This is a genomic window from Guptibacillus sedimenti (assembly GCF_028610665.1).
GTDB lineage: Bacteria > Bacillota > Bacilli > Bacillales > Guptibacillaceae > Guptibacillus > Guptibacillus sedimenti.
This window is the reverse complement of the sequence record NZ_JAQQWV010000011.1, coordinates 1-19,788: the sequence shown is the minus strand read 5'-3', so window position 1 is coordinate 19,788 and position 19,788 is coordinate 1. Positions and strand designations below refer to the sequence as shown.

Annotated in this window: 18 protein-coding genes and 1 rRNA gene; all 19 read left to right on the top strand. The window is 41.2% G+C overall.

The features are described from left to right. Window positions 1–183 precede the first annotated feature (183 nt). Window positions 184–2,643 (top strand): stage II sporulation protein E, encoded by a 2,460-nt coding sequence (gene spoIIE / locus PQ578_RS21240; protein ID WP_273837089.1) that lies wholly within the window; start codon window positions 184–186, stop codon window positions 2,641–2,643. Window positions 2,644–2,702: 59 nt separating this feature from the next. Further along, window positions 2,703–3,431 carry a VWA domain-containing protein gene (locus PQ578_RS21235; protein WP_273837088.1) on the top strand — a complete coding sequence of 243 codons (729 nt, stop codon included), beginning with the start codon at window positions 2,703–2,705 and terminating at the stop codon, window positions 3,429–3,431. Beyond that, complete coding sequence (locus PQ578_RS21230; protein WP_098445930.1) at window positions 3,400–4,377, top strand: protein kinase domain-containing protein; 978 nt, start codon at window positions 3,400–3,402, stop codon at window positions 4,375–4,377. Before PQ578_RS21235 ends, PQ578_RS21230 begins: the two co-directional genes overlap by 32 nt. Before the next feature lie 91 nt (window positions 4,378–4,468). Further along, a complete protein-coding gene (gene tilS / locus PQ578_RS21225) occupies window positions 4,469–5,854 on the top strand; it encodes a tRNA lysidine(34) synthetase TilS (RefSeq protein WP_273837086.1) in 1,386 nt (461 codons plus the stop codon). Between the two features lie 21 nt (window positions 5,855–5,875). After that, window positions 5,876–6,415, top strand: coding sequence for a hypoxanthine phosphoribosyltransferase (hpt, locus tag PQ578_RS21220; protein WP_098445932.1), 540 nt, complete (start codon window positions 5,876–5,878; stop codon window positions 6,413–6,415). A 70-nt stretch (window positions 6,416–6,485) separates the two neighbouring features. Then, window positions 6,486–8,420: an ATP-dependent zinc metalloprotease FtsH gene (ftsH, locus tag PQ578_RS21215; protein WP_273837085.1), complete on the top strand. Its 1,935-nt coding sequence runs from the start codon at window positions 6,486–6,488 to the stop codon at window positions 8,418–8,420. Window positions 8,421–8,579: 159 nt separating this feature from the next. After that, entirely contained in the window at window positions 8,580–9,365 is a 786-nt protein-coding gene (locus PQ578_RS21210) for a type III pantothenate kinase (RefSeq protein ID WP_160921611.1), read from the top strand. Between the two features lie 269 nt (window positions 9,366–9,634). Continuing rightward, window positions 9,635–10,516, top strand: coding sequence for an Hsp33 family molecular chaperone HslO (gene hslO, locus PQ578_RS21205; RefSeq protein ID WP_273837080.1), 882 nt, complete (start codon window positions 9,635–9,637; stop codon window positions 10,514–10,516). Between the two features lie 89 nt (window positions 10,517–10,605). Further along, window positions 10,606–11,529: a cysteine synthase A gene (cysK, locus tag PQ578_RS21200; RefSeq protein WP_273837077.1), complete on the top strand. Its 924-nt coding sequence runs from the start codon at window positions 10,606–10,608 to the stop codon at window positions 11,527–11,529. Between the two features lie 228 nt (window positions 11,530–11,757). Beyond that, the gene (locus tag PQ578_RS21195) at window positions 11,758–13,158 is read left to right on the top strand and encodes an anthranilate synthase component I family protein (protein ID WP_273837144.1); all 1,401 of its coding nucleotides are present in this window, start codon (window positions 11,758–11,760) and stop codon (window positions 13,156–13,158) included. Window positions 13,159–13,176: 18 nt separating this feature from the next. Next, a complete protein-coding gene (pabA, locus tag PQ578_RS21190; RefSeq protein WP_273837076.1) occupies window positions 13,177–13,761 on the top strand; it encodes an aminodeoxychorismate/anthranilate synthase component II in 585 nt (194 codons plus the stop codon). Further along, window positions 13,752–14,606, top strand: a complete 855-nt coding sequence (gene pabC, locus PQ578_RS21185) for an aminodeoxychorismate lyase (RefSeq protein WP_273837074.1) — start codon at window positions 13,752–13,754, stop codon at window positions 14,604–14,606. Before pabA ends, pabC begins: the two co-directional genes overlap by 10 nt. 75 nt (window positions 14,607–14,681) lie before the next feature. Beyond that, window positions 14,682–15,500, top strand: a complete 819-nt coding sequence (gene folP / locus PQ578_RS21180; RefSeq protein ID WP_420541612.1) for a dihydropteroate synthase — start codon at window positions 14,682–14,684, stop codon at window positions 15,498–15,500. 14 nt (window positions 15,501–15,514) lie between these two features. Continuing rightward, complete coding sequence (folB, locus tag PQ578_RS21175; protein WP_098445941.1) at window positions 15,515–15,880, top strand: dihydroneopterin aldolase; 366 nt, start codon at window positions 15,515–15,517, stop codon at window positions 15,878–15,880. Beyond that, on the top strand, window positions 15,873–16,397 hold the full coding sequence (gene folK, locus PQ578_RS21170; RefSeq protein ID WP_273837072.1) for a 2-amino-4-hydroxy-6-hydroxymethyldihydropteridine diphosphokinase: 525 nt from the start codon (window positions 15,873–15,875) through the stop codon (window positions 16,395–16,397). Before folB ends, folK begins: the two co-directional genes overlap by 8 nt. Next, window positions 16,349–16,561 (top strand): helix-turn-helix domain-containing protein, encoded by a 213-nt coding sequence (locus PQ578_RS21165; RefSeq protein WP_273837070.1) that lies wholly within the window; start codon window positions 16,349–16,351, stop codon window positions 16,559–16,561. Before folK ends, PQ578_RS21165 begins: the two co-directional genes overlap by 49 nt. A gap of 16 nt (window positions 16,562–16,577) precedes the next feature. Then, complete coding sequence (gene dusB, locus PQ578_RS21160; RefSeq protein ID WP_160921593.1) at window positions 16,578–17,564, top strand: tRNA dihydrouridine synthase DusB; 987 nt, start codon at window positions 16,578–16,580, stop codon at window positions 17,562–17,564. Window positions 17,565–17,762: 198 nt separating this feature from the next. Then, window positions 17,763–19,256 carry a lysine--tRNA ligase gene (gene lysS / locus PQ578_RS21155; protein ID WP_273837067.1) on the top strand — a complete coding sequence of 498 codons (1,494 nt, stop codon included), beginning with the start codon at window positions 17,763–17,765 and terminating at the stop codon, window positions 19,254–19,256. 432 nt (window positions 19,257–19,688) lie between these two features. Next, a 16S ribosomal RNA gene (locus tag PQ578_RS21150) occupies window positions 19,689–19,788 on the top strand; the annotation flags it as partial.

Sequence of the window (19,788 nt, the reverse complement as noted above, 5' to 3'; positions counted from 1 at the left end):
GCTTACAGATTTCTTCCTCTCTCTACACGTGATTGACAAGCTTCCCTGAAAGAAGTCGAGAAGTTTTTAACATATCTCTCCTGTTTTTTGACAAAAAGCGAAAATTGATTATGGTTTAATAATTTACACAAACTGCTTCAAGCAGATCGGTGAAAAATAGAATCAATGAAAGCAGGTGGGGGAATGCAAAGCGAATTAGTCATGGAGAGGTCAAAATCAAGGGTGGGAAAATGGATTCATGGAACAAAAAGTCGGTTAGAAACGATTCTTTTCCAACGAGGATTACTTCTGTTTGTAATAGGATTTTTACTTGGACGAGCCGTCATTCTTACACAAGTAACCCCTTTCGCCATTCCTTTCTTTGGAGCTGTATTTTTTCTAAGACGTGAACGTGCACCTATGATAATCGCCGCCTTGCTAGCCGGAGCCATATCTACTTCTAATCTACAGAACACTGCATTTATTATGTGTGGCATTCTTGTTTTTCTTATCATTAATCGTTTTGTGAAATTATCTTCTCTTTCTCTCGTTAAGACCCTACCTATCCTAGTATTTGCTACAAGTATGATAGGAAGACTCATTTTGAGTTTACTGACAGAGCGCTCTCTAGCTAATACAAATTGGATATTAGCAGCGGTAGAGGGTGCGCTTGGAATGATTTTAACCATTATATTTATTCAAAGCATACCGATTCTTTCAATCAAGAAAAGAACGCAGGCGCTTAAAAATGAGGAGATCATAAGCTTCATTATTTTGCTTGCAACCATGTTAACCGGAACGATCGGTTGGGTTGTTTATGGATTTTCGATTGAAAACATCTTATCTCGTTATCTTGTATTAATTTTTGCTTATGTGGGAGGAGCGGCCATTGGTTCAACGGTTGGGGTAGTGACCGGATTAATTCTGGCACTTGCTAATGTTGCCAGTCTCTATCAGATGAGTATGCTCGCATTCTCGGGATTACTTGGGGGGTTACTAAAGGATGGGAGGAAAGTCGGCGTCGGGATGGGGCTTCTTATAGGGACACTATTGATTGCCCTATACGGGAGCGGTCCTGAATTTTTGTATCCTAACCTGATGGAATCGGTGATTGCCGTATTGCTCTTTTTCTTTACCCCATCTAAAGTTACCTCTCAACTTTCTAAATACATTCCAGGGACGGTTGAGCATGCCAATGAACAACAGCAATACCTTCGGAAAGTACGTGACGTTACAGCCAATCGCGTCGAACAATTTTCGAATTTATTTCAAGCGCTCTCAAGTAGCTTTACGGATTCTGATATACAAGCGGATGATCAGTCTGAGAGGGAAGTGGATTATTTTCTAAGTCATGTGACTGAAAAAACATGCCAAAATTGTTTTAAGAAAGAAACGTGCTGGGCAAAAAACTTTGATGCCACATACGGTTATATGACAGGAATTATGGAGGAACTTGAACAAACAACTGAATTAACGAACTATAGCTTAAAAAGAGATTTTGATAAGCACTGCATTAAGGCCAATAAAGTTATCGATATTATTGGAAAGGAGATGAGTCACTATCACGCAAATCGCTTGTTAAAAAAGCAGGTTCGTGAGAGTAGAAAAATCGTGGCAGATCAATTGCGCGGCGTTTCACATGTGATGGGAGATTTTGCGAGGGAGATTCAAAAAGAACGTGATAACCTCCATCAACAAGAAGAACAAATCATGGATGCGATTCAAAGTATGGGTTTAGAAGTTGGACAGGTAGAAATTTATTGTCTTGATGAAGGAAACGTCGACATTGAGATGAAGATTCCAGCATGTGGCGGAAGGGGAGAAGGAGAGAAAGTAATTGCGCCGATGCTTTCAGACATTTTAAAAGAAAACATCATTGTCAAAAGAGAAGTCTGTGCTGAGCACGAGCACGATACTTGTCACCTTTACTTTGGATCAGCAAAAGATTTTGTGATTGAGACGGGTGTAGCAAATGCAGCAAAAGGAGGAGCGTGGCTTTCTGGAGATAGCCATTCAACAATTGAATTAGGTGCTGGAAAATATGCGATTGCGATTAGCGACGGAATGGGCAATGGAGAGAGAGCGCACCAAGAAAGCACAGAAACGATTCAACTTCTCCAAAAAATTCTTCATTCTGGAATTGATGAAACAGTTGCCATTAAATCGGTTAACTCCGTGCTTTCTTTACGGAATACCGATGAAATGTTTTCTACACTCGATTTAGCGATGATTGATTTACAAGATGCTTCGGCAAAGTTCCTTAAGATCGGCTCTATCCCAAGTTTTATAAAGCGAGGCGATCGCGTAATGATGGTGGAATCAGGTAATCTACCAATGGGTATTATTCCTGAATTTGATGTTGAGGTCGTAAGTGAGCAATTAAAGGCTGGCGATTTACTAATAATGATGAGTGATGGCATTTATGAAGGTGTGAAAAATATTGAGAATCCAGAGTTTTGGATGAAGCGCAAAATTCGAGAGCTGGACACAGATAAACCGCAGGAAATCGCAGACCTCATTATGGAAGAGGTGATACGAACGGAATATGGCAGAATCGATGACGACATGACAATTGTTGTTGCGCGAATAAAACGAAACGTACCGAAATGGTCGACGATCCCAATTTATTCAGCCCCATCATTTCGAAAGAAAAAGGCGCAGTAGGGTGTATAAACTCTCCTCCTAAAGGCGATGCTTGTAACAGCAAAAAAGGAGGAGTCCAGATGAAAAAAGGAACACTACGGCAGATTCTTTTAATAACAGATGGATGTTCGAATCAGGGGGAAGATCCGGTGGCCATGGCTGCTCTTGCAAGAGAGCACGGGATGACGGTTAATGTAATAGGTGTACTTGATGAAAATGAGCGGACCGATGGATTAAAGGAAATAGAAAACATCGCTTTATCTGGCGGGGGCATCCACCAGCTAGTTTATGCGAAACAGCTATCGCATACGGTGCAAATGGTAACGCGTAAAGCAATGACCCAGACGATTCAAGGATTTATTCATAAGGAATTGCAATCGATCTTGGGTCAGGATAAAGAAATAGAAGACTTACCACCTGACAAACGGGGGCAGGTAGTCGAAGTGGTTGACGAACTGGGGGAAACCATGGATTTGGAAGTGTTAATTATGATTGATACAAGTGCGAGTATGCAGCATAAACTTCCAACAGTAGAAGATGCCCTGCTCGATCTTTCGATTAGTCTTCATTCAAGAATTGGTGAAAATGAGTATGCCCTTTATGCATTTCCCGGGAAACGGAAGCAGGTAGAAAGGCTGATGGATTGGACACCGATACTGAAGGATATTCATACCATTTTCCCAAAACTAACAACGGGTGGTATTACGCCAACAGGTCCTGCCTTAAAAGAAGCCATTGATGCTTATCAGAATAAACGTTCAAAGAGAGGGCTGCTAGATGACGGGTACATCGAAGAATCAAGTAGCTGATGTTCCCCGTGGAACAAGAATTAGCGGGAAATGGAACAAACAAACCTATCAAATTATGAAAAAATTAGGGAGCGGTGCTCTCGGTACAGTGTATTTGGCAGACTCTATAAAAGGAAGAGTAGCTTTAAAAATAGGAATTGACAGTATGTCCATTACGTCAGAAGTAAATGTTCTAAAGCAGCTTTCGATGGTCCAGGGAACAGTTCTTGGGCCGTTTTTCTATGAGATCGATGATTGGGAACGAAATGGGAAATGTTATCCTTTCTACGTCATGGAATACATTGATGGAGAACCACTTTTTGCTTTTATTAATCGAAGAGGAAAAGAGTGGATTGGCATTTTAATGCTTCAATTGCTTCGTGACCTTTCGGCTCTTCATAGAGAAGGATGGGTTTTTGGGGATTTAAAGCCGGATAACCTTTTGGTTGAAGGATCCCCTCCAAAGTTGAGGTGGCTTGATGTGGGAGGGACGACCTCGATAGGAAGGTCTGTTAAGGAATTTACGGAGTTTTTTGATCGGGGCTATTGGGGCCTCGGTAATCGGGTAGCCGAGCCTTCCTATGATTTGTTTTCAGTAGCTATGATCGTTCTAAACGCTGGCTATCCAAAACGGTTTGACCGTCCCAAGAAAGGGACAGAAGACTATTTAATGAACAAGATTGAGAATAATCAACTTCTTAAAGAATATAAACCGATTCTTAGCAAAGCTTTACTCGGAAAGTATCAACACGCTTCAGAAATGAGGCAAGAACTCTTCGTTCTTTTACAAGGAGGAGAGAAATCGAAAGTACGTAAAAATAAAAGTCGCTCTGCCAATTCTCGAGTCGCATCACGTCGTAATCGTCCTCCAGCCAAGAAAAAACGGTCAGGGTGGATTGAAACCGTTCTTCTCGTAGCTTTCCTTCTATTCTTCTATACTTTATACTTAGTTGGTCACATCTTTTAAAAAAGATATGTTTGAGAACGTGGTCGTTAGGTTAATAGTACTAAAATGAATAACTGTTTAATTCAAGCAGGAAGTGAGAGGAAGACAGAGGTTGTTGCAAGATGTCGACCAGTTTATTCATAAGCATCATCTAGTCAATCATGGAGATACAATTGTCGTTGGGGTTTCTGGAGGACCAGACTCAATTGCGTTACTTCACTATTTGGGCAATGTCGCATTGTCTTTCCAATTAAAGTTGGTTGCTGCACATGTCGATCATGGCCTACGAGGCAAAGAGTCTGCAGAGGATTTATTGTTCGTTAAGCACTACTGCCATCAGGAAGGCATCACCTTTGAAGCTTCTACAATTGATGTAAACCACTATAAAGAGCAACATCAGATCTCGACACAGGTTGCAGCTAGGGAATGTCGCTACCACTTTTTTAAGGAAAAGATGGAAAAACACCAGGCAAATCTCCTTGCACTTGCCCACCATGGAGACGACCAAGTTGAAACAATGTTAATGAGACAAGTTCATGGCAGCATCAGTTCAGGACTTGCGGGTATTCCTGCTAGGCGTCCTTTCTCAACAGGATACCTTATTCGTCCTTTTCTTTGTGTGTCGAAGGAACAGATTTTGCGTTATTGTAGCGATCATATGTTGGACTATAGAAGTGACCCATCTAATGACAAAGATGATTATATGAGGAATCGCTTTCGCCACCATGTGCTTCCTTTTCTTAAAGAAGAGAATCCAAATGTTCACAAAAGGTACCAATTATATAGCGAGCGAATGCAAGATGATGAAGGGTTTTTAGTGGAGTTAGCAAAGCAACATTTAGAAAAAGTGATCATTGATCAAAATGACAAATTTGTGAAGATAGACAACAAGGCGTATCAATGCCTCCCTATTCCTTTACAAAGAAGAGTGATTCATCTAATATTAAACTATCTTTATAGAGGCAATGCTCCTTTTTCTTCTATACATATTGAGGATTTGCGGTTAATGCTCGATTCTGAGCATCCTTCTGCTTCCCTTAATTTACCTCTAAAATTGAGGGCGGTAAAATCTTATACCACCTGTTATTTTTCTTTTGAAACCTTTTTGCAACCAGAACCGTATACGTATCATCTCCCTTTATGTGGTTCTGTGGAAACGCCTACCGGAACGATTACGGCCGTTCCAGTTAAAAACGCACCACAATCACTCACGGGAAATGATCTTATTGTTGAGGGACACTTGCTTCCAGCAGTTGTGCGCTCGAGACGTCCTGGTGATCGAATTCAGCCAAAAGGCATGATAGGGACGAAAAAGGTAAAAGATATTTTTATCGACCGTAAAATAGACCGTTCAGAACGTGATGTTTGGCCAATCGTTGAGGATGTAACGGGTCAAATTATCTGGGTCGCTGGAGTAACCCGTTCTGAAAAGGCAACACTGTCTGCAAGAAAGAGTCAGCTTGTGCATTTGCACTATGAGAAAAAAACACTTACATAGGTTGGGAGGGCAATACTACTGATGTTAAACGAAATTCAAGAAACATTAATTAGTGAAGAACAGATTCAAGAGAAATGCCGCGAGTTAGGGAAACGGCTTTCGGATGAATATGAGGATCGTTTTCCACTTGTGATTGGCGTCCTTAAAGGTGCAATGCCTTTCATGGGTGATTTAACAAAGCGCATGACTTGTCATCTAGAAATGGACTTTATGGACGTTTCAAGTTATGGGAACTCAACTGTTTCTTCTGGAGAAGTAAAGATCATCAAAGATCTTGATACTTCAGTAGAAGGACGCGACGTTCTTATTCTCGAAGATATCATTGATAGTGGGTTAACGCTAAGTTATCTGATTGATCTTCTAAAGTACCGCAAAGCAAAGTCAATTAAGATTGTAACGCTTCTTGACAAACCAACTGGAAGAAAAGTTGATCTTAAGCCTGATGTAGCAGGATTTATTGTTCCTGATGAGTTTGTTGTTGGGTACGGTCTTGACTTCGCTGAGAGGTATCGTAATCTTCCGTTTATCGGGATTCTTAAACCCGAGATTTATCAAGGTTAATTTGTTGTAGTCAGTTGTGCCAGTATGGTAAGATAATCTATGGTTTCCTGTTCGTGGGAGGAGGTAAGGAATGAATCGTATCTTCCGAAATACAATATTTTATTTGTTAATTTTCCTCGTCGTAGTAGGTGTTGTCAGTTTCTTTAATGGAACAAACAATGAGGCAAATGTCCTCGATTACGGCGAATTTCAGTCCAAATTGAATAATGGTGAAATTCAAGAGTTAACGTTACAACCTGAGCGTGGGGTTTACACGGTTACTGGTCAATTAGCTGGTGGCGGTGAAGATAGCGAAGATGCTAATACATTCGTTACGAATGTACCTGACTCAGAAAGAGCTGTGGAGAATATCTTAACTGCAGCTGATGAAGGAAATGTAGAGTTAACGACAGAACCAGCTCCTGAACAAAGCGGTTGGGTTACATTTCTAACAAGTATCATTCCTTTCGTAATTATCTTCATTCTGTTCTTCTTCCTTCTTAACCAGGCTCAAGGCGGCGGTGGCCGTGTTATGAACTTTGGTAAGAGTAAAGCGAAGTTATACAGCGAAGAGAAAAAGAAAGTCACTTTTAAAGACGTAGCTGGTGCTGATGAAGAGAAGCAAGAGCTTGTCGAGGTCGTTGAGTTCTTGAAGGATCCTCGTAAGTTTGCTGCAGTTGGTGCCCGTATTCCAAAGGGTGTTCTACTTGTAGGACCTCCAGGTACAGGTAAAACGTTGCTAGCACGAGCAGTTGCTGGTGAAGCAGGCGTTCCGTTCTTCTCCATTTCTGGTTCTGATTTCGTAGAAATGTTCGTTGGTGTCGGTGCATCTCGTGTACGTGACCTATTCGAAAATGCGAAGAAGAACGCACCTTGTATTATCTTTATTGATGAGATTGATGCAGTTGGTCGTCAACGTGGTGCCGGTCTTGGTGGCGGTCACGATGAGCGTGAACAGACGCTTAACCAACTTCTCGTAGAAATGGATGGCTTTAGTGCAAATGAAGGAATTATCATCGTTGCAGCTACAAACCGTCCTGATATTCTTGATCCGGCACTTCTTCGTCCAGGACGTTTTGACCGTCAAATTCCGGTTAACCGTCCCGATGTAAATGGTCGTGAAGCTGTCCTTAAAGTACATGCACGCAACAAACCGTTAAGCGATGAAGTTGATTTAAAAACGATCGCGATGCGTACACCAGGATTCTCTGGTGCAGACCTTGAGAACTTGTTGAACGAAGCTGCTCTTGTAGCTGCTCGTCATAACAAGAAAAAGGTTGATATGAACGATATTGATGAAGCGACAGACCGCGTTATTGCTGGTCCTGCTAAGAAAAGCCGCGTGATCTCTGAAAAAGAGAAAAACATCGTTGCTTATCACGAAGCAGGTCACACGATTATTGGTACACAGCTTGATAATGCCGATATTGTTCATAAGGTTACTATTGTTCCCCGTGGACAGGCTGGTGGTTACGCGGTAACACTTCCTAAGGAAGATCGTTACTTAATGACGAAACCAGAATTGATTGATAAAATCATTGGTTTACTCGGTGGTCGTGTAGCAGAAGAAATTACCTTCGGTGAAGCAAGTACTGGAGCGAGTAATGACTTCCAACGTGCCACAGCTATTGCCCGTAGCATGGTTACGGAATATGGTATGAGTGAAAAGCTAGGTCCAATGCAGTTTGGTTCAGGTCAGGGAGGCAATGTATTCCTTGGGCGTGATATTCAAAATGAGCAGAATTATAGCGATTCATTCGCCAATGAGATTGATTTAGAAGTTCAAAGCATCATTAAATCAGCGTACACTCGCTGTCGTGAGATTCTCTTAGAAAATCAGGATAAGTTAAATCTTGTTGCTGAAACGCTAAAAGATATCGAAACGCTTGATGCTGAACAGATCCGCTCTCTTGTTGAAGATGGAAAACTTCCTGAAGGTCACCATGCTACTGCTAGTTCTGAAGATGTGAAAGTAAACATCTCTAAGAAGGAAGAAAATCCTGAAACAAATGAAGAGCAAGAATAAGGTTATGCTAATGCAGGATGTCGACAATGACATCCTGCTTTTTCTATCCCTTTACAGAATCGGAAACCGTTTTCAAAAAAGACCTTCGTTTTTGAATCCAATGTGTGGTATAACTATAGAGAGTGTTACCGAAGTTAAATTTTTAAATAAGGTGATAATATGATACTTGTGCTTGATGTAGGAAATACAAATATTGTTCTCGGTGTGTATGAAGGTGAAGAGTTAACCCACCACTGGCGAATGGGGACAAGCAGAAAGCAGACAGAAGATGAATACGCAATGGTCATCAAAGGTCTTTTTTCTCATGAAGAACTTTCGTTTGATGATGTAGAAGGCATTATCATCTCATCTGTTGTGCCGCCAATCATGTTCGCTCTTGAGCGTATGTGCCAGAAGTATTTTCACCACAAACCGTTAGTTATCGGTCCTGGAATTAAGACTGGACTCAATATAAAGTATGATAACCCAAAAGAAGTAGGGGCCGATCGGATCGTCAATGCTGTAGCAGGCATTCATCTATATGGAGCGCCTCTTATTATTGTTGACTTTGGAACCGCCACAACGTACTGCTATATTGATGAACAAAAACAATATGTGGGCGGAGCGATTGCGCCTGGCATTAACATATCAACAGAAGCGCTTTACATGCATGCAGCGAAACTACCGCGTATTGAAATCGCAAAGCCAAACCATATTGTTGGGAAAAACACGGTGAGCGCGATGCAGAGCGGGACGCTTTATGGTTATGTTGGTCAAGTAGAAGGAATCGTTTCTCGTATGAAAAAGCATTCTCCTAAAGAACCAACTGTTATTGCTACCGGGGGACTCGCTTCTCTAATTGCGGAGGAATGCGACCTTATAGATGTGGTCGACCCATTCTTGACGCTGAAAGGTTTGCATTTTATCTATAATAAGAACAAAGAAGAGTTAAACGCATACCGATAAAAGGGATGCGTTTTTCATTTGACGTTTTTGGGGAAATTATGAATAATAGGCATTTCAATAAACAGTTGTCTTGATCTCTCGCCACTTTCTCGAGAAATGTAATAACATAAGAAAGTTTAAAGTGATCAAGGGAAAAGTAATGAAATCACGACTTTTAATGCAAGGATGTTCTTACATTCTAGACCCAGTTGCTCATAATGGAAGTTCTTGAAAAAATAATGTATCGTGTAAGTGGGCAATTGCCCATTAGTGAAAGGAGCTACAAAGTAATGAACGATTATTTAATTAAAGCACTTGCATTCGATGGTAATGTAAGGGCTTATGCGATATCTAGTACAGAAATGGTTGCGGAGGCACAGCGACGTCATACGACTTGGCCAACTGCATCTGCTGCGCTTGGGCGCGCCATGACAGCATCGACAATGATGGCTACTGGACTAAAAGGAGAAGAAAAAATTACGGTAAAAATTGAAGGTGGGGGCCCGATCGGCGCTATTATTGTGGACGCGAATGCCAAAGGTGAAACACGCGGGTATGTCAGCAACCCACACGTTCACTTTGATTTAAATGATCAAGGGAAGCTCGATGTGGCTCAAGCGGTAGGACGCGACGGCTTTCTATCAGTGGTGAAAGATATTGGCATGCGCGAGAAATTTACAGGGCAAGTTCCGATTGTATCTGGCGAATTAGGAGAAGATTTTACGTATTATCTTGTTACTTCAGAGCAAGTACCTTCAGCAGTTGGCGTTGGTGTCCTTGTAAATCCGGATAACACGATCCTTGCAGCTGGAGGTTTTATGATTCAATTGCTTCCTGGCGCTGGTGAGGAAACCATCCGTTTTATTGAGAAGCGAATTGAAGCGATTCCGCCAATTTCAAAATTAATCGAATCTGGAAAAACGCCAGAAGAGATTTTGTACGCTCTTCTTGGAGAAGAAAATATTAAAATCATCGACAACATGCCTGTGCAATTTGAGTGTAGCTGTTCGAAAGAGCGTTTCTCAAATGGGATTATGGGACTTGGAAAAGAAGAAATTAATAATATAATTGAGGAAGATGGAGAAGCAGAAACTGCTTGTCACTTCTGTAATGCCCACTACCACTTTTCAAAAGAAGAACTTCAAGAGTTATACGCTGAAAGCAAAGTATAAAAGGTTCAAATTGACAGATAAGTTTAGTGGTGATATTCTTTAGGTTAGATAATCCCTATAAAAACACTCGGGTTTGAGGAGGCGCGACGATGAGAATAGCAAATTCAATTACAGATCTAATCGGTCAAACACCTATTGTGAAACTTAACCGCATCGCTGATGAGGGCCACGCAGAGGTATACTTAAAGCTTGAATTTATGAATCCTGGAAGCAGCGTGAAAGATCGTATTGCCCTTGCAATGATTGAAGCAGCTGAAGAAAAGGGCGAATTAAAGCCCGGAGATACTTTTGTAGAGCCTACAAGTGGTAATACGGGAATTGGTCTTGCAATGGTTGCAGCAGCAAAAGGCTACCAGGCTGTTCTCGTTATGCCTGATACGATGAGTATGGAGCGACGTAACCTATTGAAAGCATACGGAGCAAAGCTTGTTCTTACTCCTGGCTCTGAAGGTATGGGCGGAGCTATTCGCAAATCCGAGGAGTTAGCAAAAGAGCACGGGTATTTCATGCCCCAACAATTTAAAAATGAAGCGAATCCTGACGTGCATCGCCGTACAACGGGTCAAGAGATTGTTGAACAGATGGACCAGCTTGATGGATTTGTTGCGGGTATTGGTACTGGTGGAACAATTACAGGTGCAGGTGAAGTATTGAAAAAGCACTTTCCGTCAGTTAAGCTTTACGCTGTAGAGCCAACCGACTCGCCTATTTTATCTGGTGGTAAACCTGGCCCTCATAAGATTCAAGGGATTGGTGCTGGATTTGTACCTGCGGTTCTGAATACGGATGTCTATGATGAAGTCATTCAAGTTCAAAACGATCAAGCTTTTGAGTGGGCTAGAAAAGCAGCAAGAGAAGAAGGTATTCTAGGCGGTATTTCTTCAGGTGCTGCAATTTATGCAGCGCTTGAAGTAGCTAAGAAGCTTGGTAAAGGTAAAAAAGTTCTTGCTGTCATTCCAAGTAATGGGGAACGTTACCTAAGTACACCACTGTTTCAATTCGATGATGAATAAAAAGCGCGAAAAGCAGTCCTTATAAGGGCTGCTTTTCTATTTTAAGTAATAGAATAGGTAAGTATTTCTAATTGAGTATTTGAAAGTGTTTGGGGAGGATAAAAAGGATGAAGCGTAAGGGAACTTCATGTAGAATAGAGGCATAAACTGAGCGGCAGCGTATGCTTAAGCTTTTGATAGGGTGTGAACAGTTTGCCAGAACAGCTAGAGAAAACCACGCGTCATTCGATTTATGAAACACTCGAGTTAAGCGCGGATGAGTGGTTTTCACGATATAAATCATTCGCCGAAGAATGTGAAGAGCATATCTTATTGGATAGTACACGTGGTGGTCGATATAGTATGTTTGGAATCAAGCCGATTGCTTCGCTTATTGGATATGGTAATTCTCTAACAATTATAGAGGAAGGAAAAGATCCTAAATACTTAGACGGCAATTTATTAGAGTTAATGCAAGAATGGATGCAGCGTCATGTGGGGATCAATGACGAGTCTTTACCGGACTTTCAAGGCGGTGCCATGGGGTATCTTAGTTATGATATTGTTCGCCAAATTGAAAAACTACCACAGCTAGCAGCTGATGATCTCAAATTACCGGAACTTTTCTTCATCGTTTATGAAGATGTTGGCGTGTATGATCATTTATCAGAAAAGCTGTGGTTCATTTCACAGGCTCCAAATGGTCAGGAATATGAAGCTGAACAGCGTCTGAAAACGTATAAACGAAAGTGGACGAAACAGGACGTAACAAGACCGTTAAACTCTTCTTCTTTTTCAAAAGAAGCAAGACAGTTATTTTCAATGGATCAGCACGCCTTTTCGTCAGCTGTTCAAAAGATACAAGCATATATATCGGCTGGAGACGTTTTTCAAGTAAATCTTTCACTTAGAGAATCCAGGACACTCCATTCTGATCCTGTTTCGATATATGAAACGCTTAGAACTATTAATCCTTCACCGTACATGTCGTTTATCCATACCGATACATTCGATCTTGTTAGTGCATCTCCGGAGCTTCTAATCAAGAAAAAGGGCGTAGAATTGAGTACTAGGCCAATCGCTGGTACGCGTTCACGGGGGAAGAATGATGAAGAGGATCAAAAGCTTGCTCGTACGCTCATCGAAAATGAAAAAGAACGTGCTGAACATGTAATGCTTGTTGACCTTGAACGCAATGATCTTGGACGTGTATGTGAATACGGCACGGTTGAAGTAGATGAGTTTATGGTGATTGAGAAATATTCACACGTGCAGCATATCGTTTCCAACGTGCGTGGTACTTCTTCAAAAGAAGCAACCGCTTTTGATGCTATTAAAGCCACATTTCCAGGTGGTACGATTACGGGTGCTCCAAAGATCAGAACGATGGAAATTATTGAAGAACTTGAGCCTGTGCGCCGTGGGGTTTACACTGGTTCTATTGGATGGATAGGATTTAATGATGATATGGAGTTGAATATTGCGATCCGCACAATGGTTATTAAAGATAACATTGCGCATGTCCAGGCTGGCGCAGGTATAGTGATTGACTCCAATCCAGAAGCTGAGTATAAAGAATCATTAAAGAAAGCAAGAGCTTTATGGAAGGCAAAAGAGTTAAGTGAAGTAAAAGAGACTAGCAGAGATTAGCTTAGAGGAGGAATTAGAATGATCTTAATGATTGATAATTACGATTCATTTACGTATAACTTGGTTCAGTACCTTGGTGAAATGGGTGAAGAGCTTGTTGTGAAACGAAATGATGAAATCACTATCTCGGAAATCGAGGAGCTTAATCCATCCTTCATAATGGTATCGCCCGGACCATGCAGTCCAAATGAAGCGGGTATTAGCATGGCAGTTATTGAGCATTTTGCAGGAAACATACCTATATTCGGTGTATGTCTTGGTCATCAATCCATTGCTCAAGTATTTGGTGGTGATGTTATAAAAGCAGATCGACTGATGCATGGAAAAACGTCTCAGATGCATCATGATGGAAGATCAATCTTTAAAGATCTTGAGAATCCGTTTACTGCAACGAGGTATCATTCGCTAATAGTAAAAAAAGAAACTCTTCCAGAATGTTTTGAGATTAGCTCCTGGACAACAGAGGGTGAAATTATGGCGATCCGTCATAAAGAACTTGCGATCGAAGGCGTTCAATTCCATCCTGAATCCATTATGACCGGTACTGGTAAAAAAATATTGAAAAACTTTATTGAAACGCATCGAAAAGAACCATGTTTCTAACGATTAATGGGAAGCTAATTGACGAGAAAGAAGCGGCTATTTCGGTTTTTGATCATGGTTATTTATATGGTGTGGGCGTATTTGAGACATTCCGAACTTATGAAGGTCACCCTTTTTTATTCGGTGATCACTATAAGCGCCTGCGTGATTCACTTGAAAATCTTCAAATCTCACTCCCTTATACGTATGACGAACTCCTATTACAGATAAAGCAAACGATAGAAGCCAATGAAATGAAGGACGCGTATGTTCGACTAAACGTTTCAGCGGGAGCCGGAGAAATCGGACTTAAAACAGATGAATACCTAACTCCGACGGTTATTGTTTATGTGAAAGCAATTGGTAATCCTGTTCGGAATGCAAAGCGAGGTGTCATTCTTTCTCTTAGGCGGAATTCTCCAGAGGGGGAATATAGGTTAAAGTCACATCATTATTTAAATAATATCCTCGCGAAAAGAGAAGTTGGAAGTGATCCTTCAATCGAAGGCATTTTTCTATCACAAGATGGAAGGCTAGCGGAAGGCATAGTTTCGAATTTATTTTGGTTTAAAAACGGCATTCTTTTTACCCCGGACCTTTCGACGGGAATTTTAAATGGAATCACAAGACAGTTTGTTGTGCATGTTGCGAAAAAAATGGGGATTAGCGTTAGAGAAGGTGGCTTCCAGAGAGAATCCCTTGTTGAAGCAGATGAAGTGTTTGTAACAAACTCTATTCAAGAAATCGTTCCGTTGTTTCAAATTGAGCAAAAGCCATTGCCCGGACTTGATGGTCCTGCGACGAACGAGCTCATCCTTCAATATGAACACCATCGCACGTCATTAATGAGTCGAGAGGAATACTAACTAAGAACATACGTACGAAGAGGAGTGAGCTGCGTGGCAACGGTAATTGATAAGCATAAAGCACATCCAATGATGATGAAGTGGCGGGACAAGCTAATTAACTGGAATGAAAAAACCTGGGTTATGGGTATCCTGAATACGACTCCGGATTCATTTTCAGATGGTGGAGAATATAATACGACGGTACAGGCAGTTGCCCATGCGGTCCAACTAGTTGAAGACGGCGCAGATCTAATTGACATTGGGGGAGAATCAACTCGGCCTGGTGCAACTCCTGTCTCGTTGGAAGAAGAACTTCGCCGTGTTGTTCCTGTTATAAAAGCAGTTCGTCACGCGGTTAACGTTCCTATTTCAATTGATACGTATAAAGCAGAAGTTGCCAACCAAGCGGTCCTAGCTGGTGCAGATATCATTAATGATGTGTGGGGAGCCAAAGCAGATCCAGAAATGGCTACTGTGGCTGCAGAACACGAAGTTCCTATTATTTTAATGCACAATCGTAACGACATGAACTATAGTGATATCATGATTGATATAAAGGCAGATATAGAAGAAAGCGTAGAGATTGTTCGTTTAGCAGGCGTGAAAGATGAGAATATCATTCTTGATCCCGGCATTGGTTTTGCCAAAACACATGAGCAGAATCTCGAAGTAATGAGAAGGCTGGATGAATTCGTTGCATTGGGATATCCTGTGTTGCTTGGTACATCAAGAAAATCCATCGTAGCAAAGACTTTAAATACGCCACCAGATGATCGGGTGGAAGGAACTGGGGCAACTGTTTGTCTTGGCATTGAGCGGGGCTCACAAATTATCAGAGTTCATGACGTAAAGCAGATGGCACGAATGGCTCGTATGATGGATGCGATGCTTAAACCTCATCTCAATGGATAAGGAGAGTGAATGGGATGGATAAAATCTATCTAAACGGAATGAAATTCTACGGTTACCACGGAGTATTCCCTGAAGAAAATAAGCTCGGCCAACGGTTTTATGTCGATCTAACACTCGAAGCAGATCTTTCGAATGCCAGTCAATCGGATGATCTAAACTATACAGTGAATTATGCAGATGCGTATAATGTTATAAAAGGTATCGTAGAAGGGACGCCTAGGAAATTAGTTGAAACAGTAGCTGAGGAAATAGCGGATAAGATGTTTCTGCAATTTGAAATTGTTCGTGCGTGTACGGTTAAAGTGATTAAACCTGATCCACCAATAGATGGCCATTATGACTCTGTTGCGATCGAGATGAAGAGGGAACGAAATGAATAGTGTATATATTGGAATTGGTTCCAACATCGGGGATAGAGAGAGCTATATCCAAACCTCCTTATTAAGGTTGCAAGAATACCCAGGAGTACAGATTACTTCGACATCTTCTTTATATGAAACTGCCCCTATAGGAGTGACGGAGCAAGGTCCGTTTCTTAATATGGTAGCTATGCTAGAAACGGAGATGAACGCTTTCCAACTACTTGAGATTCTCCAAGGCATTGAGCAGTCTCTTGGGAGAGAGCGTGATATCAGATGGGGGCCACGAACAATAGACCTTGACATCCTGCTTTATAATCAAGAAAATATTGTAGCAGAGGGTCTGGTGGTTCCACATCCTAGACTTCTTCAAAGAGGGTTTGTAATCATTCCTCTTCATGAACTGAATCCTGATATTATTATTCCAACTACTAATAAGAGGATTGATTCTTATTTTAATCATATAGAAGATAAAGAAGGTGTACGTCTATGGAAGCGGAAATCTACGGAAGACGTATTCGCGCTTTTCGAAAGTTAAAAGGTTATACTCAGGAACAGCTAGCAAAAGAACTTAGTGTATCGGTTTCCGTACTAGGGGAGATCGAGCGTGGAAATCGAAAGCCAACAAACGACTTTATGGAATTAGTAGCACAAAAGCTTAGAGTTTCAATAGACGAACTTTTTCCATTAAAACACAATTGAGAATTGAGGTGATAGTATGTTGAAAATAGGAGATGTTTCGTTAAAGAATCCCGTTGTACTTGCTCCCATGGCAGGCGTGTGTAATCCAGCTTTTCGTTTAATCGCTCGAGAGTTTGGTGCGGGGTTAGTCTGTGCCGAAATGGTTAGCGATAAAGCTGTTTTGCGCAAGAATGAGAAGACGATGGATATGCTTTTTGTAGATGATCGAGAGAAACCAATGAGTCTTCAAATCTTTGGTGGCGAAAAAGATACGCTCGTTGGTGCTGCTCGCTATGTTGACCAAGCGACAAACGCAGATATTATTGATATTAATATGGGATGCCCTGTTCCGAAAATAACAAAATGTGATGCGGGTGCCAAGTGGCTTCTAGATCCTAATAAAATCTATGAAATGGTTTCAGCTGTTACAAAGGAAGTAGAAAAACCTGTTACGGTTAAAATGCGTAGTGGATGGGACGAAGATCACATTTATGCGATTGAGAATGCAAAAGCAATTGAAGCTGCAGGTGGCAAAGCTGTTTCACTTCATGGCCGTACACGCGTCCAGATGTATGAAGGGGAAGCGGATTGGGATATTATTCGACAAGTGAAAGAGTCAGTTTCTATTCCTGTAATCGGGAATGGAGATGTGAAGACGCCTCAGGATGCAAAAAGAATGATTGAGACAACGGGAGTAGACGGAGTGATGATTGGAAGAGGCGCACTCGGAAATCCATGGATGCTTTATCGTACGGTTCAATATCTTGAAACTGGAAAGATTCTAGATGATCCAACACCTCGTGAGAAAATAGATGTCGCTATGCTCCATCTTGATCGTCTCATCGCACTAAAAGGTGAAAATGTCGCAGTACGTGAAATGCGTAAGCATGCAGCATGGTATTTAAAAGGAATTCGCGGTAATGGGACAATAAGGAATAAAGTTAATGAAACGAATACAAGAAACGGTGTAGCTGAACTACTGTACGGATTTATTGAAGAATTGGAAGCGAAACAGGCGGTTTGACTTTCTAACTAGCATTTCCTATACTACATCTAGGAAATAACGGACTGCCAGTAATGGATACTGGCAGTTTTCTTCATATATGTCATGATACACCCGGCGCATTTGTCATTGATTTTATATATGGGAAGGCTTGCTATTCATATTGCTTTCCGATAAAGTTATAGCGGGATAAACATAGATTTGACAGGAGTGATAGAGATGAGTCAGGAGCTTGAATTGAATGACCTTCTAAAAGTAAGAAGAGAAAAGCTTGATGTGCTAAAAGAGAACAACATTGATCCATTCGGACATCGATTTGATCGTTCTCATACTGCTAGCAAAATGCTAGAAGAATTTGATTCTTTCACAAAAGAAGAACTAGCTGAACAAAATAAAACCGTTTCGTTAGCTGGTAGAATTATGACTAAACGTGGAAAAGGAAAAGCTGGCTTCACACATATACAGGATCTAACTGGTCAAATCCAGCTCTATATTAGAAAAGATACTGTTGGAGATGAGCAATATGATCTTTTTGATTCTATGGATATTGGAGATATCATCGGAGTAAGCGGTGAGGCATTTAAAACAAAAGTGGGGGAGCTCTCCGTAAAGGTTAACGACCTTCATTTGCTTTCGAAGTCACTTCGTCCGCTACCTGATAAATTCCATGGTTTAAAAGATGTTGAACAACGGTACCGTCAGCGTTACCTTGATTTGATTATGAGTCCAGAATCAAAAGAAACCTTTATTGCTAGAAGTCGTATCATTCAATCGATGCGCCGCTACCTTGATGATCAAGGCTTTCTTGAGGTGGAAACACCAATGATGCATTCCATTCCAGGAGGGGCCTCGGCACGTCCGTTCGTCACTCATCATAATGCACTTGATATGGAGCTTTACATGCGTATTGCTATTGAGCTTCATCTTAAGCGTTTAATTGTGGGTGGTATGGAGCGCGTCTATGAAATTGGACGTGTTTTCCGAAACGAGGGTGTATCGACTAGGCATAACCCTGAATTTACAATGCTCGAACTGTATGAAGCTTACGCGGACTATAAAGATGTAATGACGTTGACCGAGGAAATGGTAGCTCATATCGCGAAAGAAGTTACAGGCTCAACAACTATCCAGTATGGGGAAGAGGAAATCAATCTTGAACCAGAATGGAAGAGAGTTCATATGGTTGATGCGGTTAAAGAAATAACTGGCGTTGATTTCTGGAAAGAAATGACGGATGAAGAAGCGCGGAGTCTTGCAAAAGAACATGGTGTAGACGTAAAAGAAACAATGGAATTTGGTCATGTTGTGAATGAATTCTTTGAACAGAAAGTAGAAGACACGCTAATTCAACCGACATTTGTCTTCGGCCATCCTGTTGCGATTTCACCTCTTGCTAAGAAAAACCCTGAAGACGGTCGTTTTACAGATCGTTTTGAGTTGTTCATCGTAGCTCGTGAACATGCAAATGCCTTTACTGAGCTTAATGATCCAATTGATCAGAGAGAACGGTTTGAAGCGCAATTAGTGGAGCGCGAGCAAGGTAATGATGAGGCGCATATGATGGACCATGACTTTATTGAAGCGCTAGAGTATGGCTTACCACCAACCGGCGGTCTAGGTATTGGAATTGATCGTCTCGTTATGCTATTAACGAATTCTCCTTCCATTAGAGATGTTCTTCTATTTCCACAGATGAGAAATACGGAGCGATAAAAGATTAAGAATGAAGTTCGTTCATCGAGCTTCATTCTTTTTTTGTCTTTGTTTCCATCTTTCAGTGGAAGACTCTGTGTCGAAGGTTGTTCAAATAAATGTATGTCTTAGGGAGGTCTCAGTACAATGATTTCATTACAATACACAAGGCATCAGGAGGGAATAAATCTTTTAAAAAAAAGATTTGAAAAAAGGTTGCGTTACTAAGACAACCCTGATATAGTTATATAGGTCGCCGCAACAACGCGGTTGACACGAAAAACAATTTCAAAAAAAGTTGTTGACGCCAACTAAGTTAATATGGTATATTAATAAAGTCGCTGAAAACGACATTGAAAGAAACGAATTGCTCTTTGAAAACTGAACGAAACGCCATGTAAGTAGTTGTTTCTACGGAAACAAAACATTGTTTTAAAAGCTAGATTAAGCTTTCTATCGGAGAGTTTGATCCTGGCTCAGGACGAACGCTGGCGGCGTGCCTAATACATGCAAGTCGAGCGAAGAGATGGGAGCTTGCTCCCTGATCTTAGCG